The following is an 18,525-nucleotide window of genomic DNA, read 5'->3' on the forward strand; positions in this document are numbered from 1 at the left end:
GGTGAAGTATGCGTAAGTCCAGTAGGTGTCTTTATCTCCCCTACTCCTTACTCCCCTACTCCCCTACTCCCTACTCCCCTACTCCCTACTCCCCTACTCCCTACTCCCCTACTCCCCCACTCCCCCACTCCCCTACTCCCTAATGCACCATTTTAGATGAAACAGTCCACTAATCTCGGTCAAGTTCCGAGTGGCGTTTTCCAGTACAAAGCCAGTAAATCGGAGATACCAAACCAAACGGCCGCCAAAGTGTCGGCTTTTTGATTACCGAAGTCGTTCCATGTCGCGATCTTTTCAATCGCATGGAGTTTGGTTCTGGGTATTGTTGCCCTAAAACTCCGAATGCCGAGGTTGTAAAATATTCTACCGTACCTGCACTAGATTGAGACCAAGTTTCTAGTTGGGCAGACAACTTCGGAAATCTTGATGCCACTTTTTTCGGTCGATGTCGATTAACCCATAATTCTGACTGTTCGCATTTACTCAACACCAACGCAATACGTCGATGGTTTGTCTCCATATCTGAACGCTCTATTTCCATCAACAACTTCTCCATTCCCATAGCAAACTCGTTATCCTTGCGATGACTTGTGCCATCAACCAGCATTAGTAACCCTCTTGCCAAACAGCAATCTCCGAGATAATCTTCTAGCTTCTGGTCTCCTTTTTTATAGAGGAGGTCAGAGAAAAATTCCCCTGCGTAGTCTTTGCAACTGATATTGAGTTGAGCTAACTTACTTGAACCCTGCAACCAAGAAAAGCGGTCTTTTAAAGTAATGCTGAGGTTATAATCCTTTACTTCATTGATGTCAGCATTCAGGTCAGTTGGTTCAAGTTGTAATCCCTGTTCCAGGATATCTCGTGCTTGGTTTATAAGTTCTTGTGCTTCCTCACCAATAGGCGTAATACTTTTGACTGGACTCTCCGGACTAGCATTAGGCCAGTAAGCTAAAGAGGCCAGATAAGCTGTTTTTCCCGAACCGCGATCGCCAATAATACGCAATACCGAATCATTGCCTAGAGCTTTTGGTGCAGAACTAGAGTTTAATTTTTTTTGTTTACCAAATAATACCATTTATTTTTTTACAGCAGTTTTCAGGTCATTTCAGTTATCAGTTATCAGTTATCAGTTATCAGTACCTCTAGCAATAAGTGTAGGTTGGGTTGAGGGACGTTAGCGGAGCTTATCCGTAGGATAAACCCAACAGAAGTCATCAGAAGTCAGAAGTTATTTTTGTTTCTAGTAGACTGACACAGCTAAAACTGTGCAATAAGTGTAGGTTGGGTTGAGAGACGTTTTGCTGACGCAAAGCTCCGCTAACGCTGCGCGACATGAAAAGCGGAGCTTATCCGTTAGGATAAACCCAACAGTAGTAAGGTTTTGTTGGGTTTCACTGCCGTTCAACCCAACCTACATTTTTAGGCTCCCCATCCCCCCATCTCCCCATCTCCCCATCCCCTCATCTCCCCATCCCCTCATCTCCCCATCTCCCCATCCCCTCATCTCCCCATCCCCTCATCTCCCCATCCCCCCATCTCCCCATCTCCCCATTTCCCCATCTCCCCATCTCCCCATCTCCCCATCTCCCCATCTCCCCATCCACGCCACTACTTATTTAACCAACAAAGGGGTTCAATAAGATTATAAGGTTTCCAGGTATCTGGCGCCCGTAAAGTCGAAGCTCGTCCCCCACTACCGAAAGCATCATCACGGTTTGGTCGCGGGTCATAACGTCCTAAAACACCGAAGGTTGACAGGGCAAAAAATCCTAAATTTTGTTTGGGAATGCGTTGTTTGAGAACTTTAAGAGTTTTCTTCAAATAAACACCGAATAAGTCAGTTTCAGGGTCAATACGTCCTGGCCAAATTTCTCCCCGCTCGCATTTACTCATCACTACAGCAAGACGATAGTTATGGAGACGACTGTGTTCATCCATTATTTCTAGAAAACGACTCATAAGTTGACTGTAAAAATCGTCTTTGCTACTTTCCCATTCAGTAAACAGCAATAAACAACCGTCAACATCTGAGATTAAACATTCGTTGATAAACTCTTCGTGAATATTATCTGCTCCGCTGGCGTAGAGAATATTCTCAAATACCTCACCAGGATAGTCCCGAACGTTGAGTAGAATGACACTTTTGGGTTGAAAGAGTCCGCCTTTTACTTCAATTTTAAAGGAGTAGTAGATCAGGTCATCTACGGTGTGAACATAATTACCAGTCCCATCAAGAGATAATCCATTCAAAATGGTATCTTTTGCTTGCTGCTTTAGTTCGCGAGACTCATCGTTTAGAGGTGAAACCGTATATTTACTATTAGAACCTCCATAATCAGAATAGTAGCTAAGTCCAGCAAGATAGGTGGTTTTTCCTGAAGCTCGCGGTCCGATGATACAAATATTTCCCATAAGTTTTTACTATATTTAACTAGGTATTAGACATTTTCAGAAAAGAGGAAGTAGGTAGTAGTAGACCTACACGCTTAAAAATGTAGGTTGGGTTGAACGGAGTAAAACCCAACAAAACCTTACTATTGTTGGGTTTCGGTTCCTCAGCCCAACCTACGCCTGAAGCTCGGGGTCTGATGATACAAATATTTCCCATAAGTTTTTACTATAGTTAGGGCTTGCTGATTAAATCTAAAAGCATTGACATATAAAGATTTTAGCCTTTTTGGGGCTTTGAAAAAGTACCTGATATCACGTCTAAAATGCTCAAAAAGTTAGTATTTTAGGCGCATAGTTGGGCAGAAAAATTCAGGGACAAAACTTAGCTCCTAACTTCCTCGCTCATTCCCCGTTCCTCCTGTCTCCAGTATAGCTGTCTTCCCCTCCTGGGAGCAGGGCTGTTTCAAAGTATAGTATATTAACGATTTAGGGAGAATGGGAGTAATGGGGATAGAGGAACACTGAAATTTACTAAAATTTGCCGATTTTGAGCGCCAATAGGTGTAGTTAAACTCTGAGAGGATATCTGGTTCAACACCGCTTAAAAGCCTCCATCCCCGTGTCTGGTGTGTCTGGTGCGTCCCCGTGTCTATTGAGAATGAAACAGCCCTCCCTCCTGGGCTATCCCTTACCCATAACTCCTGAAACCCTTGTGCGGACGGGGAGACACGGAGAGGGGGAGACACGGAGAAAAAATCATAGCGGCTAAGTAAAAATACTTAAAATTTTACAGATAAATGTGCTTTTTCATACATTTTTCTCCCAAAAAAGCCGAACTAAGACTTACCCATAATTTGTCAGTTTTGTCAAGTTTTATGTTAAGAAATATGTGGGTAAAGCATAGCCTCCTGGGAGGGGTTAGGGGTGGGTTGTCTCCTACCCCAGCAAAAAGACTTTCCATACGCAAACCCTAGTCAAATGTCACTTTTAAGGTAAATTCCTAGATAAATCCAGGGTAGCTCAAGAAGCTCACGGTTATAGATGCTAGTGATGAAACACCTTACGGTTAAACCAGAAGTATGTTGATTTAGTTGAAAAATATGGGAGCGAGCGGGACGGAAAAATCGCTTGAAGATATAGTCATTGCGTTGATTCCAGTTCATACGGGAGCTGTGGGGATGATAGGCCAATTTTTGGGCTTCCTGTTTCAGGTCAATACTTTGGAGTAAGTCCGCTTTATTCAGACACAAAGCAATATGTTTAACATTGGGACACTGATAACGGAAGAAATCAACCCAGCTATCAAACCGTCGCACCCACTGCTGTTGAGTAATAAAGTCATCAGAGTTGATTCCCATATCTTGACGGATAATTTCCCGATAGGGAGGGACAACTAGAATAACTCCTTGACTACTACGAGCAGCCTCAAGAAAATTGGCCCATTTGTCGGGATTATTTTTTTGCCAACTTGCTCGCCATATTTCTCCAGGGGTATCTATCCAGTCCGTGTAGATTGTTTTACGCCTAGTAGAAACAATAACTTCTATTTCTAGAGTCTCGTTATAGGTAGCTTTCTCAGCACTTGTAGCACGAGTTCTCCCTTCTTCATCAATGTACAGCATACCTTTTAGTTTGCTGTAGGGAGGGGAGAGAACTTTAACACAATTATTACTACTGGGATTAGCTAGTTCCAGAGCAAGAGAAGTTTTACCTGTTTCGCGATCGCCGATATAGATGATACCCATAGTTAAAGTAGTAACTCAAAGCTTGTCAGTTCTAGATTAGGCAGGAAGTGCAGCAGTTGTTGTTTTGAATTCATAGTTCATTTTGTTCAACTTCTATACCTATATTACCGTACGAAAAAAACTGTAGAAAAATAGACTTGTCGCTTTATAAGGTAAAGTATAGAGTTAGTAGGGTGTTTGAGATGGGACAATGTTAGATATCAATCGGGTGCTAAAAGAAGACCGCTTATTAAGGGCATTGACTGGACTAAACCGTAAGGCATTCGATGAATTATTACAAGCTTTTTGTGTCCAACTTGAGTTGGAAGCGATCGCTCTTTTGTCAAAAACCTAGACTCCGAACTGTAGGAGGAGGGAGAAAAGCACGATTGCTACAGGCTTCATACAAGTTATTTTTTATCTTGTTTTACTTTAAGTGCTACCCTACCTTTGATGTAGCAGGAGTGTTGTTTGATTTACACCGCAGTAGAGCACACCATTGGATGTTAAGACTACAGCTATTACTAGAGAGTGCTTTAGGGAAAAAAATGGCCTTACCAGAACGTAAGTTACAGAGCATTGAAGACTTTATTACCAGGTTTCCGTCTGCCAAAGAAGTGATGATTGATGGTACAGAGCGGCCAATACAGCGTCCCAAAGACCACCAAAAGCAGAAAAATCATTACTCAGGTAAAAAAAAGTGCCATACTCGTAAACATCTGATTGTGACAGACCAAGACAAAAGAGTTCTCGTTCTATCGAAAGCAAGAGAGGGCAAGGTTCATGGGCATTCGGCAGTTGGACGCGCGAAAAATTGGTAGATTTTGTGCCTGATGAAGTGAAAATTCATGTAGATTTGGGTTTCCAGGGATTACAGAAGGAATTTGTCAACATCAAAATTCCCACGAAAAAACCTAAAGGAAAGGAATTAACTGAGGAACAAAAACATCTCAATAGAGAAAAAAGTAGCGTTCGCGGAGCGTTGCGTTACTCTGTATCGCGTCAAATGTGAACATACAATATCTGGTGTAAAGAGATATAATGCAGCCAGAGGATTGTATCGAAATCACATCAAAGATGCGCGACGATCGCTTCATGTTCACTGCTGCTGGACTCTGGAATTTTTACCTGATGGCAGCATAGTTTAATCAGTGAAAAGCCAGGATTTTCCATTTCACTTTAAGGTTTTATTTCGCGACAAGTCTAATGAAACAGCTTTTATCTTGATATTGGATTAACCAATACTGGCGCTCTCGGCGCAGCTCACTATTCCCTCGGCACTAAATGCCTCTGGGAATTTCTTGTCTTATATCTGAATACTGCCATTCACGTCAGCATTGATCGCTTTACCTGTTGAACTTCTAAACAAACCACGTTTTACTCGTTTTCCCACATACAATTCATGCTTACAGGGCAATTCCAGGTCAAGTGCAGAAGTTTTACTGGTGTAACAATCTTGCTGTTTCAATCACTTTAATTCCTGCTAACATACACTTATAAGTTATCTGTTTTACTAGCTGAGAATGAGGTATTTGAGTGAAATTTTGGTTGTTTTTTTTGCCTATATTTGTTCCTTGTTTCCAGTTATAATTTTGGCCTATGATTACAGTACCAATCTGATTACTCACTAAATAATTGACAACTAACTTGCTGGTGTTATGCAGGTAATTCTCCACAAAACGATTTCTATGATAACTCAATGCTTTAATCTTACGGCTGGTTTTTATGTTCCCTTTGAGATGGCTTTGGTACTTGGCTTTACGCTTATTATACAGTTGATTGACACTTTTTAGTGGCTTCCCATTAACCAGCAATGGTTTCACACCAGGCTTGTTTGTAGCTAGAGCAACTAATCTATCAATCCCTAAATCTATTCCTACTAAATATGTTGACTGTATTTGTGGCCTCCTCGTTTTTTCATACACAACTTCAATTACATAGCAGCCTGTAGCAGGTACTACTCTGACTTCAACTACAGTATCCACAACTACAGGTATTTTGATCTCACTCATAGATAAGTGACAAATACCCTCTTTCAGAGGGGCTTTATAGACTGATTCCTTTGAATATATAACTACCCGATCGACCTTTGGTTTTGTCCTTATACTTTGGTATTTTTGGTTTACCTAAAAATTTTTCTGGATGTTTTGACCATTCTTTTATAGCTTGAAAATATCCACGCCATGATGCGGTTAAACATTTAATGATTTGTTTTGAAACTTTAGTTGGCAAGGCTCTATAAGCATCACTATTTTTTGTCAAGTGGTAGAGCTTGGTTAAATCAAGACTACTACCAGTCGTGAAAAATTGCTGACGACAATAATAGTTAGCCAAGTTGTACAGGTTTTTTGACTTAAAAGCTAACTCATCACACACCCGCCAATACTTATGTGTTCGTCTAATTATATGTCTGTCAACGACTCTCATTACCCACTAACTCTTAAATTTTGTTGTGCCCACCAATGACTACTATAATGGTCAAAATCATTCATTGCCTAAATCCACACTCTCTCTTACCTTTTTGATATTACAACATTGTTATGCATTTTACAATTATTTTCTACGGTTTAAGTTTAACAGTTAATCACCCTCACTTGGATTGGAGAATATTTCAAAGGAGGAATTTTTGTTATTGCAGAAACTAAAGCTAAACTATGTGGAAGAAAAAAAAGGCTTACTTTTTATCTAATAGACAGTAGATAAGTATAAAATTGAAAATGCTATCAAAATTATTCATTCTGACTTGTGACTTGTGACTTCTAACTTCTAACTCCTGACTCCTAAAAAATTCCCTAGCTATTTGTAGCAAACATTTATTAAATTGATATGCAACGACCAATAGGTATAGATTTATTTGCAGGTGCAGGAGGTATGACTCTGGGCTTTGAACAAGCAGGATTTGATGTACTTGTTTCTGTAGAATTAGACCCCATTCACTGTGCCACTCATCAATTCAATTTTCCTTTTTGGCCAATATTGTGTAGTAGTATAGTTGATATTACTGGAGATGAGATTAGACAATTATCAGATATTAAAGATAAAGAAATTGATGTGATTTTTGGTGGTCCTCCTTGCCAAGGTTTTTCTCTGATTGGAAAACGCACTTTAGATGACCCACGCAATACACTTATATCTCATTTTGTTCGATTAGTTTTAGAGTTAAAACCTAAGTATTTTGTCATAGAAAATGTGAAAGGATTAACTGTAGGAAAGCACAAATCTTTTCTTGAGGAAGTCATTGATAAATTCGATAAAAATGGCTATCAAGTTCAGCAACCTTACCAAATTTTAAATGCTGTTAATTATGGCGTACCGCAAAATCGGGAAAGATTATTTTTAATGGGATGTAAAAAAGGTTTAATCCTACCAAATTATCCTCTAGCAATTACAAATATCTCTACCGATAAAAAATCAGAAAAATTGATAACTGTTAAGGATGCAATAGGAGATTTACCGGAAGTTGAAAATTATTCAGAATTATTAGAAAGAGATTGGATAAAAGTAGAAAATGATTATGGCAAACCAAGCAAATATGCTAGAAAATTGCGTGATTTTGAACGTTTTGATAATGATTATTCTTATAAACGTGAATACGATCAAACAATATTAACCTCTAGTTTACGCACAAAACATACAGAAAAATCAAGAGAAAGATTTAATGCTACAGCACCGGGAAAAACTGAATCAGTAAGCCATTTTTATAGACTTAATCCTGATGGTATTTGTAACACACTCAGGGCTGGAACACCAAGTAGTAAAGGTGCATATACTTCTCCAAGACCAATACACCCATTTACACCCAGATGTATTACAGTTAGGGAAGCAGCAAGATTACATTCATACCCTGACTGGTTCAGATTTCATGTGACAAAATGGCATGGTTTTAGACAAGTTGGTAATTCAGTTCCACCTCTATTAGCAAAAGCAGTAGCTCAAGAAATTATTCATGTTTTAAATATTAAACCACTTCAACCTAGAGGAAAAAAAACCAAGTTAGAAAAATGGGAAAATTTAGAGTTTAATATGTCTATGGCTGCTAAAAAATATCAGGTAGATCGACATATTATTGCACCAAGAAGTAGGAAAAAAAATCAAGGGAATAGGGAATAGGGAATAGGGAATGAAAAACACCGAAGCAATAAAATTATCACAAATAATTTAGCATTACTATATGTATAGCAATATTACAAATTAATCAAAATCTGTTTGTGTAAAATCCTCATCTATATATTCATTATGATTAAAAACATTTACTGTATCTATTTCTTTCCTAGATAACCCATCTATTTGCTTTGCAAACTTAGAAGCTAATTCCTTAGTATAAATTTGTAATTTTGGCCCTGAAATGCCCAGCCTAATAATCATATTGTCTACCACTGATGTCTGAATAATTGGCTCATCATCTACATAAATACCATTAGCACCAAAATTGATCATTATCCAACCAGATGAATTTTTCCATAATTCTGCATGATGGCGAGAAACTACTGCACTATAAATTATTACATCATTATCACTTGCTCTACCTATGTGAATTAATGATTTTGATTTAAAGCTCCAATGTTGAATTGGAACTAATTGGGTTGGATGCAATAAAGCTAAAGTAATCACTTGTACTAATTTATTTGACTATATTAAAATTATCTTTATCTGTAGCGGGCTTAATACCCCACAGCGTCATTTCAGTTATCAGTTATCAGTTAGCCTCCTATCGGAGGAACTTCGTTAACAGTTATCAGTACCTCTGTCTGCCTGTTTGCGCAGCATGATCTAGGAAAGTCAGAGGTTTGAAATATTGAACTTGATTTTCTCTTAGTCGATGGGATATGGCGAGGTTTCCTCCCCATCCCACCCTACGGGAAGCTCCGCTTTTCATGTCGGCGACAGCCGTTAACGTAGTTATGCGCCAGCAAAACGACCACTTTTTCATCCCCTTGAAAGGGGCAGGAGACCTTATTTTTTGGTCAATGAGGGTGCTGAAAATTATTTGGGGTTTGTAGACACGGAGTGGCCAGTCGTTGACTATCCATAAGCAATTTTTCCTTCTGCCTCCAGCATAGCTGCCTTCTGCCTTCTTTAAGGGTGTATTTGTAAATCATCTTTACTTTTTTCTCGATCATCTTTTGAAATATTAAATTTTTTTCCCCATTGCGACTTTACCCCATCAATTTTTTCCTTAGCTTCTGCTGTGACTTCTTGAATTTTGGTAGAAAAATCATTTGAAGTTCGCTTACTTTTTCTGGACTTTTTTTCTGTAGATTTACTTTGAAATTCTTCTACTTTTTGTTTAGCTTGCTCTGTAACTTCTTGTGCTTTTTCTTGAGCTTGTTCTTTAACAACTTTAGCAGTTTCTTGAAAACCTACAAGTAATTTTTTGGCTTCACGTTGTGCGACATTAATATGTTCTCTAGTTCTCACTAAATCTTCTTGTAAAAAATCTTGAACCAGACCTATTTTTTGAGTAACCCCTTCAGTATAACATTGAGGATCTTCTATAGAACTATTGACTACTATTACCCGTTTATTCCCGGCACTAGAAACTGCTTCTGGTGGCAATAAATAAATACTATTAAAAACACCTCGCCACCCATTAGATTTAAACAAATAATTAACTACTGCACCTGTTTTAATGTCAATCAGGTATTCTACAATTAAACCTACCTTATTTCCTGTATCAGTCCATACTTCATTTCCAATTATATTTACAGTATTATTGAATTTATCTAAACTCTCTTGTGTTGAGTTCCCATTAACTAAAGTAGCATCAGTGCCAATGGTCTCAACTTGTTCCCAAGCAAAAACTTTTTTCTGCTTACCAAAAATACCAGACTTACATATAAAACCTATGACTTGATGAGATTGAGTATCAAGGCACAATTTCTCTATTCTACCCCGGTCTTCAACTGTTTTTTGGTCAAGTACTAACCTCTTCAACAGTTGACTATGTTTCATTATTTCTGGTATTTTATTCATAAATTTTACTCCTAAAATATGATTTTGATAAATTTATTGAAAAATTCTAAGAAGGAAGTTATATCATGTCCGGTTAAATAGTTACACTTTGGAGGAAGGAAGGCAGAAGGCAGAAGGGTTTCTTTAAATTGAAACTTAGTTTTATGCACAAACAATGCTACCGGACATGATATTAAGAAATAAATCACATGATTTTTGGTCGAAAATATTAAATCAAATAAATATAAATTCAATAAATAAATAAATAAATATAAATTAATTACTATAGCAATCTTATTTTAGTTGTGAGATATCCTAGATTTTTAAGCAACAAGGAATACGGAATTTAACATTCTCTCCGGCCTGTTAGCGTTTGCGCAGCATTCCGATAGGAAAGCTCCTCTGAAAGAGGCAGGCGCGGATATTCCTACCAATTCGAAGCTCCTCGGCGGGTTGACGTTTTGCTGGCACAAAGCTGCGCTAACACAGGCTGCTGCTACCTTGACGGTAGTCTTACGCTTGCCTCCGCGTCCGTTTTTTTGTCTCCAAATACCCTCCGGCTACTAATTTTGATAATTAAAATTTTAACTCCCCCGGCGGGAAGTCCCGCGCTCTCCCGGAGGGGAGCGCCGTATGGGAAAGCCGGGCGTTATCTGTGTTGTTCATCGGGGATTTTCTTTTTGTAGCATGCATATTATATTGTAGTATATACATTTATAGCTATTGACAATTACAAATAAATAGATTTTAATTGTTCTAAACACAGGGGGAGGACATCACCTCTGTATAAACAGCAGTCAGCTTTTTTTTCTGACTGAAGAATCCCGCGTTCGTCATGTCGCGTTAGCGCAACGTCGGGAGTATGTCAAGTTACCTAGCTTTGTGTCTTCCTATAGTTAGGAAGACCTTAAGCTGACGATTTTAATGACCCTAAAATCTAGAAATTGAGCTAAGAAATTTGAAATAGGAACGAAACTAAGTCTCCTTTGCCCAAAGATATCCGATCGCCTGGTCTCAATTTATGTCGATTTCCTCTTGTCAAAGAAGTATTATTGACATAAGTACCATTAGAACTACCTATATCTTCAATATAATAACTATCTGCTTCTACTCTAATATCAGCATGACTACGAGAAACCACCTCAGAATCAGGAAATCCGGAAACATCAATATCTGGCGGTACTCGGTCGTTAGGCTTACCTATGTGAATTACAGATAAATTTACTGGTAATTCAATATGTGTATCTGTTCTAATATGAAGTAACTTGGCAGACTGTTTTTGTAACTGGGTCTTGGCCGGAGTTGGATTTCCGACCGTAGGAGATGGAGAAGTTACTACAGGAGTATTAATAGCATTAATAGTTTGTGGAGGTTCCTCAGTAGGAACTGGAGTATTAATATTGCTAGATTTTTCTAAGTTTGGCGTACCAGAAACTACTATAGGTTCTGGAGTCACTAATGGATCTGGTGAATATAAGTCAGGTATATCTTCTGAAGGCATACCTGCATCCGTACCAGATACTGGTGATACTATGGTTGGCATCACTGCTGGATCGGTTTGAGATAAAACTTGACCTTCATCTGTACCAGCACTAGCTTTCAAATCAAAGCCACATTGACCACAAAAGGCAGCATCAACTTGAACTGTTGCCCCACAGTTAGGACAACTCATAGTTACAGGTAAGGGAGTGTAGCAAGCTTCACATTGTGTTGCTCCATCAGGATTCTGATGATTGCAATTCGGACAGACAATCATTGATCTACTCCTCGTTATCGGCCATACGATCGAAACACCGACATAAAAATCATACTTATTTTTAACTTTCAGATTCTATAGTAATCCTAATTCTATTGTATTGTATAGCTAATTTGATATTCCTCTGGCTGTTGCCAAAGGGATTCTAAGTTGAGACCTACCCAATAAGATAAGTCCTTTATGTGACTCAGCAGGAATTATATTTGTGGAAGACCTGGACTTGAGAACCTGGGCCAAAGAAATGTTAGGTAAAAATACTTTTAGATGCAGGGTTCGGTCAGTTTTTCAATATCTTGCCTTGGGTATGCTGGAAACGAGGGGTTTATTTGGGCAAGATTGACTAAATATATAGGAGTCAAATTTGTCCGAATTGTGGAGCGCATACAGTTAAAAAAGATTTCTCTGAGCGCTAATATAAATTCTCTGAATGTCGCTACGAAGTCAACCGTGATGTGGCAGCAGCAAAAGTGATTTGTCATCGAGGTGTTACCGAAAAATTGGGTTTAAAGCCTCGCCCTTGTAGGGCGACTTTTTATTTTATTTGTAAGTGAATTGAATATATGCTATAGTCTTATTAGTTGCCGGGGGGCACTCGGAAACTCGTGCGCGGACGTGGAGGGAAGCATTAGACTACCGCCAAGGAAGCAGCACCCTGTGTTAGCGACAGCTATGCGAAGCAAAGCGTCAACCCGCCGAGGAGCTATGGCTCAGTAGGAATCCCCGTGCCTAACAGCCGGGGAGGATGTCAATGCTGCCTTTACCGAAAAATTGTGGTTTAAAGCCTCCCCTTTTAAGGGGATAATAAATAAAAATTTTCATTATTAGTCAATCCTCTTCTTTTCCAGAAGAGGTAATTAATAATTAATAATTAATAATTAATAATTATTAATTGTTGAAAGACCGTGGTTCAACAAATTGACTGTATAGGAATACTGTTGGGGGTTGGAAACAATCTAGATAAGTGCCACTCAAGCAGTAAACCTAAATCGTAAGGTTTGGGAATCCCTCGTTATAATCAAGGGATTTAACGAGGGAGGATGTCAATACTGTTCTTGCCTTAGCCTAACACTTAACCAATGCAGGGCTGAAATTTTTTGTTCTTACAGATTTTTTTGAGGTTAATCACTACTTAAATATTAACACCAGTTAGTAACCAATGTAGTTCTCCTTTAGACTGAATCAGGCGACTAGGATATTTCATTTCATCCCCATTTTCTGCAAATACTCGATCCAATGCAGCTTGCTTATCTGCACCAGCAACTAGAAATATAATGCAACGAGCCTGATTAATTAGTGGAACTGTAAAAGTTAATCGCGGTTGGCCATCTTTATTGCCTACAGTAACGAGGCGATCGCTGATTTGTAAAGCATCTGTATGGGGAAATAAGGAAGCTGTATGGGCATCACCGCCCATTCCCAGTAAAATCAAATCAAAACTAGGAAAATCTCCTGGTGATACCTGAAAAAATTCTCGCAAATGAGCATCATGGCTTGAGGCATCAGCTTCAGGGTTTCCAGCTCCTGTAGGCATAGCATGAATATTTGTTGGTGGTATGGGCACTCGGTCTAACCAAGCTTGCCTAGCCATTTTTTGGTTACTATCTGAGTGGTCAGGATTTACATAGCGTTCATCGCCCCAGAAGACATGAATTTTATCCCAAGGTAGATTTTGAGTTGCTATGAACTCATAAAGTGGTCTTGGAGTATTACCACCTGCTAAAGCTATAGTACATTGGCCTCGCTGTGAAATGGCCTCTTGCATTTTAGCCAAGCAAATTTCTAAGGCTTGCTCGATTAACTCTTCTTTACTTTGTAGTAATTTAACCTGTTTGTTCATTTGACGTTTATTTGTGTTGTGCTAAAATATACTTACCCAAATAACAATTCTTTGATAAATTTGGGTATCAAAGTCATGCTACAGCGATTTTGATTCAGAAGTCAGTTTATCTCGTTACGTCAAATAATATTAGTATTTGCTTAAGGTATTTATGATGGGAAAATTTAGGTGGTATAAGTTTAGTAATTAATGATTTGGAAAAAAAGTTTTTGAGCGATAAATAAATAATAGTAGCTCTGTTTATTGTTGCTGACTTGATACAACTTTTCCAGATTTTTAGTTTGATTATTAGGCAATAAACTAAAGTTATTATTGGCTCGAAATATTATATTGGCCTAAAAAAAATCCTAATATCTGAAAAAATTCTAGTGTATTTCTCACAAATAAAATTTTCTAGTTATGACGAGATTAATGCCAGGGAAAAACCATTAATAAAAAAACAAAACCTATGTCTACTCCCAAAAAATTACCCAATTCCATACGCTACTTTCGAGCCAGATTTAGTCATCTGACGAAACCCTTAGTTTGGGGGCCAATTGGTGTCGCTTCTTTAGTGCTATTATTTGCTTGGGAATTAACAGTTCATCCAGAATGGTTGGCTCTTGAAGATGATGATAATTCAGTAACAAGTGGAAATACTATCACCGAAAATTTATCTCCTGAAGAAATCTCTATTATTAGCGATATTGATAGTCCTTCAGTTTTAATAGAAGATTTAAAAGATTCTGAAAATTATCAATTTAATTCTTTAGGAGTTCCTCAGCAAATTTTACCAAATGAGCTAAAAGAAGAAAGTAAAAATGAATTAGCTCCACAAAAAAACGCTACAAAACCTCAAGAAAAATTAACGCTCCCTCAACCTAAAACAAAAATTCAGAATCTTCCTACTCAAAATCAATTAGACAATTCTCTATTATTAAGCTCTCCTATTTTACGTAGTCTTAATATATTAGACGAAAACAATCAGGAAGAGAAAAAGGAAAAACCTGCAAATCCCCTACAGAATGCTTTAGATGATTACCTGCGCTCTCAAAATCAATCTCAAGCACCCTCAAATTCTCAGTCTCAAAAAAATAATTTTAACCTCTATCCCACTGAGATAAAACCTAGAGATATTACACCTTCTCCTTTTCCTGTTCCTGGAATTGCAACATCCAACAGTTATCAATCTCCACAAAACAATAATTTAAATTCACCTTTACCACCGATAAATATTAATCAACCAAAACCTTATTATACAGATTTATCAGGTACGGCAAATCAAAACAACAATCCCAGAAATTTACCAGGATATAATTATTCTCTTCAAGGGCAACCTACTAATCCAAATTTACCCCCATTGCCAAGAGTACCTAATAATTTAGTTAATAATCAAAATGGGATAAATGGAGTTAACAATGGAAGAGTTCCTAACTATTATGGTAATCAAGGATATCCGCAAAATCAGCAACAGCAATATAACTATGGAGTTAATCCTAATCAGGTAAACCAAAACGTACCATTAAATCCTTCTAATAACCCTTTTTCTAGACGTAATAATAATTTTAATCGTGGATATGGCGAACGTTGGAATAATCCTTTTTAACGGGTGCATCTCAATGCGTGAATAAAGCCAAAAACTTATCGCTTTTAGGGAACAGGGAACAGGGAACAGGGAACAGGGAACAGGGAACAGGGAACAGGGAAGAAGAAAAAAATATTTTTGCAAATATGAGATGCACCCTTTTTAACTAGGGCTTGCTGATTAAATCTAAAAGTCTTTACAGATAAAGGTAAGTGTCTTTTTAAGTATCAAAAAGTGCGAAGTTTTAGGTGGTAATGGTTCAAAAAAGAGCGGATTTTGCTCAAGAATTGGGTAGAAAAATCTAGGGACGATTCTTACTACGATCTCCTCTATAATTCCCATTTCTCCTGTCTCCTGCCTCCTGTCTTCCCCTCCCCTCCTGGGAGGGGCTAGGGGTGGGTTGGGAGGGGGAGGGGCGAGGGGTGGGTTGTCTCCTACCCTCACCCATAAGACTTTTTCAGCAAACCCTAACTAGCTATCAGCTTTTAGCAGCTCTGGGTAAAAATTCCCGGTTCCTTTCTTATCAGCTGGATGGCCTTTGGAAGAGTTGAAATATCCTTTCTGTTTTGGAATGCTATGCAAGCATAACTTTGAATTCTCCCTCCTTCTCTCCTTCTAAGAGGTTGTCTGAGAAGTCTCATTTGCTACATCACGCGCCCCCTAAATCCCCCAAAATTGGGGGACTTTTACCATTGATTCTTGTTCCCCCCAGAATTGGCTTGCTCGGGGGGCAAAATTCAGTATTAAACAACTTTTCAGATATCCTCTAATACCATTTCTCAAAAGTAATGCTACGTTTGGAAGGTGGTAAAAATAACTGGAAAAATCACATAGGTTAGTTAACAATCAAATTAAGGCAATAAATAGTATTTATAAATAGAAAATCCAAGTATAGCAAAGTTTTTGATAATTGGTATAAGATAATAAACTAATAGCTGATAGCTGATAGCTGACTGCTGAATGCTTACTTAATTTGAGTGAATTTCCTCAACTCATTTTGAATACATGATGTTGTTCAATAATTAATAATTAATAATTAATAATTGCCTCTTCTGAAATTTGAGTGAATTTCATCAACTCATTTTGAATACATGATGTTGTTCAATAATTAATAATTAATAATTAATAATTAATAATTGCCTCTTCTGAAATTTGAGTGAATTTCCTCAACTCATTTTGAATACATGATGTTGTTCAATAATTAATAATTAATAATTAATAATTAATAATTAATAATTGCCTCTTCTGAAATTTGAGTAAATTTCCTCAACTCATTTTGAATACATGATGTTGTTCAATAATTAATAATTAATAATTAATAATTGCCTCTCCTGAAATTTGAGTAAATTTCATCAACTCATTTTGAATACATGATGTTGTTCAATAATTAATAATTAATAATTAATAATTAATAATTGCCTCTTCTGAAATTTGAATAAATTTCCTCAACTCATTTTGAATACATGATGTTGTTTAATAATTAATAATTAATAATTAATAATTAATAATTGCCTCTTCTGAAATTTGAATGAATTTCATCAACTCATTTTGAATACATGATGTTGGTAATAAGACTATTTTTTTACTTGTTAAAACAGTGCAATTTTCAATAGTAACGGATAAGGCAGGAATCATATTTTGCTCTAGTTGATAAATAATTGTCTCTGCTAAATCATATTGACGAATTAATTCTTTATCAGCTACATATCTAGGGTTATAAGCTGTTTTATCGAGTAACCAAAAATCTATTCCATACTTCTGAATAAAGTTATTAACCTCTTCTGGGTTAGAAGTATATTGAGCCTGAATTAAATCTTTTGCTCTTTGACTAAACTGAGCATAATATTCTGTATGGTAAGGCAAACTATATTCCTGGGCGACTAAAGTAGAACGTTGGGCAAAAGTAGGAAGATTATCTGATTCTTTAGATATGGAGGCAATTAATATATCTTTCGGTTGTGCTAGTAAATATTCATATAGTTCTATTTCTTTGCCTTTAATATAGAACTGATTATCTATAGTTAGGTCTTGGGAAAAAGGAATGATACTTAATATCGCTAATAGTAAAACTGTGCAGCTAAAATATATTCTTTGTGGAAAAGTTAAGCCATTTTTTAGCTGAGAAATAATTTGATTCAAATAACTATCTAACCATATTGTTAAAGCAATACCAGCAGCTATTGGTATCATTACTCGCATACTATGATAAACATATCTGTTGGGAAAATGAAGCTGAAACAAAAAAGCATGAGCGAAGAAAAATAATCCAATAGATGCTAGTAAAATTTGAACTAATATTTCTAGCTTCGAAGAAACTTGTTTGACTAGAGGAAATTTTTGACTTTTTCCCAGTACAAAAGGTAAGAATAATGAGGCGATCGCTAGAGGAGGTAAAAATCCTAAGAATAATATGCCACTCCTCGGTCCTATTAGCCAAAAAATCAAAGGATTTTCGTGAAAAAAGAATGCTCTGCCATAGTTACCATCAAGATGATTAAAAATTGGTTGTAATTTAGCTTCTGCAGCAGTAATAATTGACCCAAATTCCGTAGCAGAAAACTTGTATGGTAAAAGTATAATTGCAGCAGTTATGATTGCTCCTAACCATAGCCAATAATTTAATCGGATTGAAGTAAATTTTAACCGTTTTTTATGATAGGAAAATAGTCTAATAGTTAAGATAGTTACTGATAGTAAAACAGTGTGAGGATAAAAAACTGCTTGGAGAGCGATCGCTACTAATACAGGAAAGAAAGAATTTTGGAGTAAGTAATATAAGAATGCTAAAAAAAGTGGATAGAAAAATGCTCTAGGAGTAGCAGAAACTAAGTCATCTTCCATCCATAAAGTTTGATTTAAAATCAATGAACTAAAAAAACCTACAGCAGGAATTGGTAGAATTTGTAAACTTATTCCAAAACAGTAAATTGTCGAAATTAATCCGAGAAATATTGGTAATAATTTACCTAAAAAAATGGGGTCGATACCTAAAGATGCGATGAGCCAATAAAAAGTTTTATATCCCCACGGAGCTACTGATTGAAAATAGTCAGCAATGAAATCTTGAGGAAATAATTCCGAATCTAAAAAACGACGCATCCAAAATATATGTTGTCGTGCATCATCTTGGATTAAATATTGACTTTGGAAGGATACTTTGAGAGATTCAAAACCATAAATTAAGACAATAGCTAAACTTAAACCAAACCAGAATATCCAGCTTCGACTTATCAAATTTTTATGTAAAATTGATAAAAATCTACTAATTTTTAATTTGGATATTAAAGTATTTGACATATTT

General features: G+C 37.0%; 17 protein-coding genes and 1 pseudogene. 6 read left to right on the forward strand and 12 right to left on the reverse strand.

Annotated features, from left to right (window positions below; translation table 11 throughout):
* Nucleotides 1-169: 169 nt before the first annotated feature.
* From F6K54_RS11125 to F6K54_RS11140, 4 genes are all read right to left on the reverse strand, one after another.
* Entirely contained in the window at nucleotides 170-1,075 is a 906-nt protein-coding gene (locus F6K54_RS11125) for a hypothetical protein (RefSeq protein ID WP_293077408.1), read from the reverse strand.
* Between the two features lie 385 nt (nucleotides 1,076-1,460).
* Nucleotides 1,461-1,592, reverse strand: a complete 132-nt coding sequence (locus F6K54_RS11130) for a hypothetical protein (protein WP_293077410.1) — start codon at nucleotides 1,590-1,592, stop codon at nucleotides 1,461-1,463.
* Nucleotides 1,593-1,608: 16 nt separating this feature from the next.
* The gene (locus F6K54_RS11135) at nucleotides 1,609-2,412 is read right to left on the reverse strand and encodes a hypothetical protein (protein WP_293077412.1); all 804 of its coding nucleotides are present in this window, start codon (nucleotides 2,410-2,412) and stop codon (nucleotides 1,609-1,611) included.
* A 953-nt stretch (nucleotides 2,413-3,365) separates the two neighbouring features.
* Nucleotides 3,366-4,136, reverse strand: a complete 771-nt coding sequence (locus F6K54_RS11140; protein ID WP_293077414.1) for a hypothetical protein — start codon at nucleotides 4,134-4,136, stop codon at nucleotides 3,366-3,368.
* Nucleotides 4,137-4,326: 190 nt separating this feature from the next.
* Between F6K54_RS11140 and F6K54_RS11145 the strand changes: the two genes are divergently transcribed.
* From F6K54_RS11145 to F6K54_RS11155, 3 genes are read left to right on the forward strand one after another with little or no spacing between them, the layout of a single operon-like run.
* Entirely contained in the window at nucleotides 4,327-4,470 is a 144-nt protein-coding gene (locus F6K54_RS11145) for a hypothetical protein (RefSeq protein WP_293077416.1), read from the forward strand.
* 34 nt (nucleotides 4,471-4,504) lie between these two features.
* Entirely contained in the window at nucleotides 4,505-4,936 is a 432-nt protein-coding gene (locus F6K54_RS11150) for a transposase family protein (RefSeq protein WP_293077418.1), read from the forward strand.
* Entirely contained in the window at nucleotides 4,930-5,127 is a 198-nt protein-coding gene (locus F6K54_RS11155) for a hypothetical protein (protein ID WP_293077420.1), read from the forward strand. Before F6K54_RS11150 ends, F6K54_RS11155 begins: the two co-directional genes overlap by 7 nt.
* 294 nt (nucleotides 5,128-5,421) lie before the next feature.
* Here the strand turns inward: F6K54_RS11155 and F6K54_RS11160 are convergent, their stop codons facing one another.
* The 3 genes from F6K54_RS11160 to F6K54_RS11170 are packed head-to-tail and all read right to left on the reverse strand — an operon-like array spanning nucleotide 5,422 to nucleotide 6,542.
* Nucleotides 5,422-5,583: a hypothetical protein gene (locus tag F6K54_RS11160; RefSeq protein ID WP_293077422.1), complete on the reverse strand. Its 162-nt coding sequence runs from the start codon at nucleotides 5,581-5,583 to the stop codon at nucleotides 5,422-5,424.
* Entirely contained in the window at nucleotides 5,555-6,127 is a 573-nt protein-coding gene (locus F6K54_RS11165) for a transposase (protein ID WP_293077424.1), read from the reverse strand. The genes F6K54_RS11160 and F6K54_RS11165 overlap by 29 nt, the downstream gene beginning before the upstream one ends.
* A 34-nt stretch (nucleotides 6,128-6,161) precedes the next feature.
* Complete coding sequence (locus tag F6K54_RS11170; RefSeq protein WP_293077426.1) at nucleotides 6,162-6,542, reverse strand: transposase; 381 nt, start codon at nucleotides 6,540-6,542, stop codon at nucleotides 6,162-6,164.
* A 399-nt stretch (nucleotides 6,543-6,941) separates the two neighbouring features.
* On the opposite strand from F6K54_RS11170, the gene F6K54_RS11175 reads away from it, so the two are divergent.
* Entirely contained in the window at nucleotides 6,942-8,225 is a 1,284-nt protein-coding gene (locus tag F6K54_RS11175; protein ID WP_293077428.1) for a DNA cytosine methyltransferase, read from the forward strand.
* Between the two features lie 81 nt (nucleotides 8,226-8,306).
* Here the strand turns inward: F6K54_RS11175 and F6K54_RS11180 are convergent, their stop codons facing one another.
* The 3 genes from F6K54_RS11180 to F6K54_RS11190 form a co-directional block, all read right to left on the reverse strand.
* On the reverse strand, nucleotides 8,307-8,708 hold the full coding sequence (locus F6K54_RS11180; RefSeq protein WP_293077430.1) for an FHA domain-containing protein: 402 nt from the start codon (nucleotides 8,706-8,708) through the stop codon (nucleotides 8,307-8,309).
* A 483-nt stretch (nucleotides 8,709-9,191) separates the two neighbouring features.
* A complete protein-coding gene (locus F6K54_RS11185) occupies nucleotides 9,192-10,088 on the reverse strand; it encodes a PRC-barrel domain-containing protein (protein ID WP_293077432.1) in 897 nt (298 codons plus the stop codon).
* Nucleotides 10,089-11,016: 928 nt separating this feature from the next.
* Nucleotides 11,017-11,823 carry an FHA domain-containing protein gene (locus F6K54_RS11190; protein WP_293077433.1) on the reverse strand — a complete coding sequence of 269 codons (807 nt, stop codon included), beginning with the start codon at nucleotides 11,821-11,823 and terminating at the stop codon, nucleotides 11,017-11,019.
* 178 nt (nucleotides 11,824-12,001) lie between these two features.
* Here F6K54_RS11190 and F6K54_RS11195 point away from each other — a divergent pair.
* Nucleotides 12,002-12,374, forward strand: a pseudogene (locus tag F6K54_RS11195) (zinc ribbon domain-containing protein); the annotation flags it as partial.
* 578 nt (nucleotides 12,375-12,952) lie between these two features.
* Here F6K54_RS11195 and pgl read toward each other — a convergent pair.
* Nucleotides 12,953-13,660 carry a 6-phosphogluconolactonase gene (pgl, locus tag F6K54_RS11200; RefSeq protein ID WP_293077435.1) on the reverse strand — a complete coding sequence of 236 codons (708 nt, stop codon included), beginning with the start codon at nucleotides 13,658-13,660 and terminating at the stop codon, nucleotides 12,953-12,955.
* 448 nt (nucleotides 13,661-14,108) lie between these two features.
* On the opposite strand from pgl, the gene F6K54_RS11205 reads away from it, so the two are divergent.
* Complete coding sequence (locus tag F6K54_RS11205) at nucleotides 14,109-15,245, forward strand: hypothetical protein (protein ID WP_293077437.1); 1,137 nt, start codon at nucleotides 14,109-14,111, stop codon at nucleotides 15,243-15,245.
* A gap of 1,473 nt (nucleotides 15,246-16,718) precedes the next feature.
* Here the strand turns inward: F6K54_RS11205 and F6K54_RS11210 are convergent.
* On the reverse strand, nucleotides 16,719-18,525 hold a 1,807-nt coding region (locus tag F6K54_RS11210; RefSeq protein WP_366558104.1), incomplete at its 5' end, for a hypothetical protein.

The organism is Okeania sp. SIO3B5 (assembly GCF_010692555.1).
In the GTDB taxonomy this organism is placed as follows: Bacteria; Cyanobacteriota; Cyanobacteriia; order Cyanobacteriales; family Microcoleaceae; genus Okeania.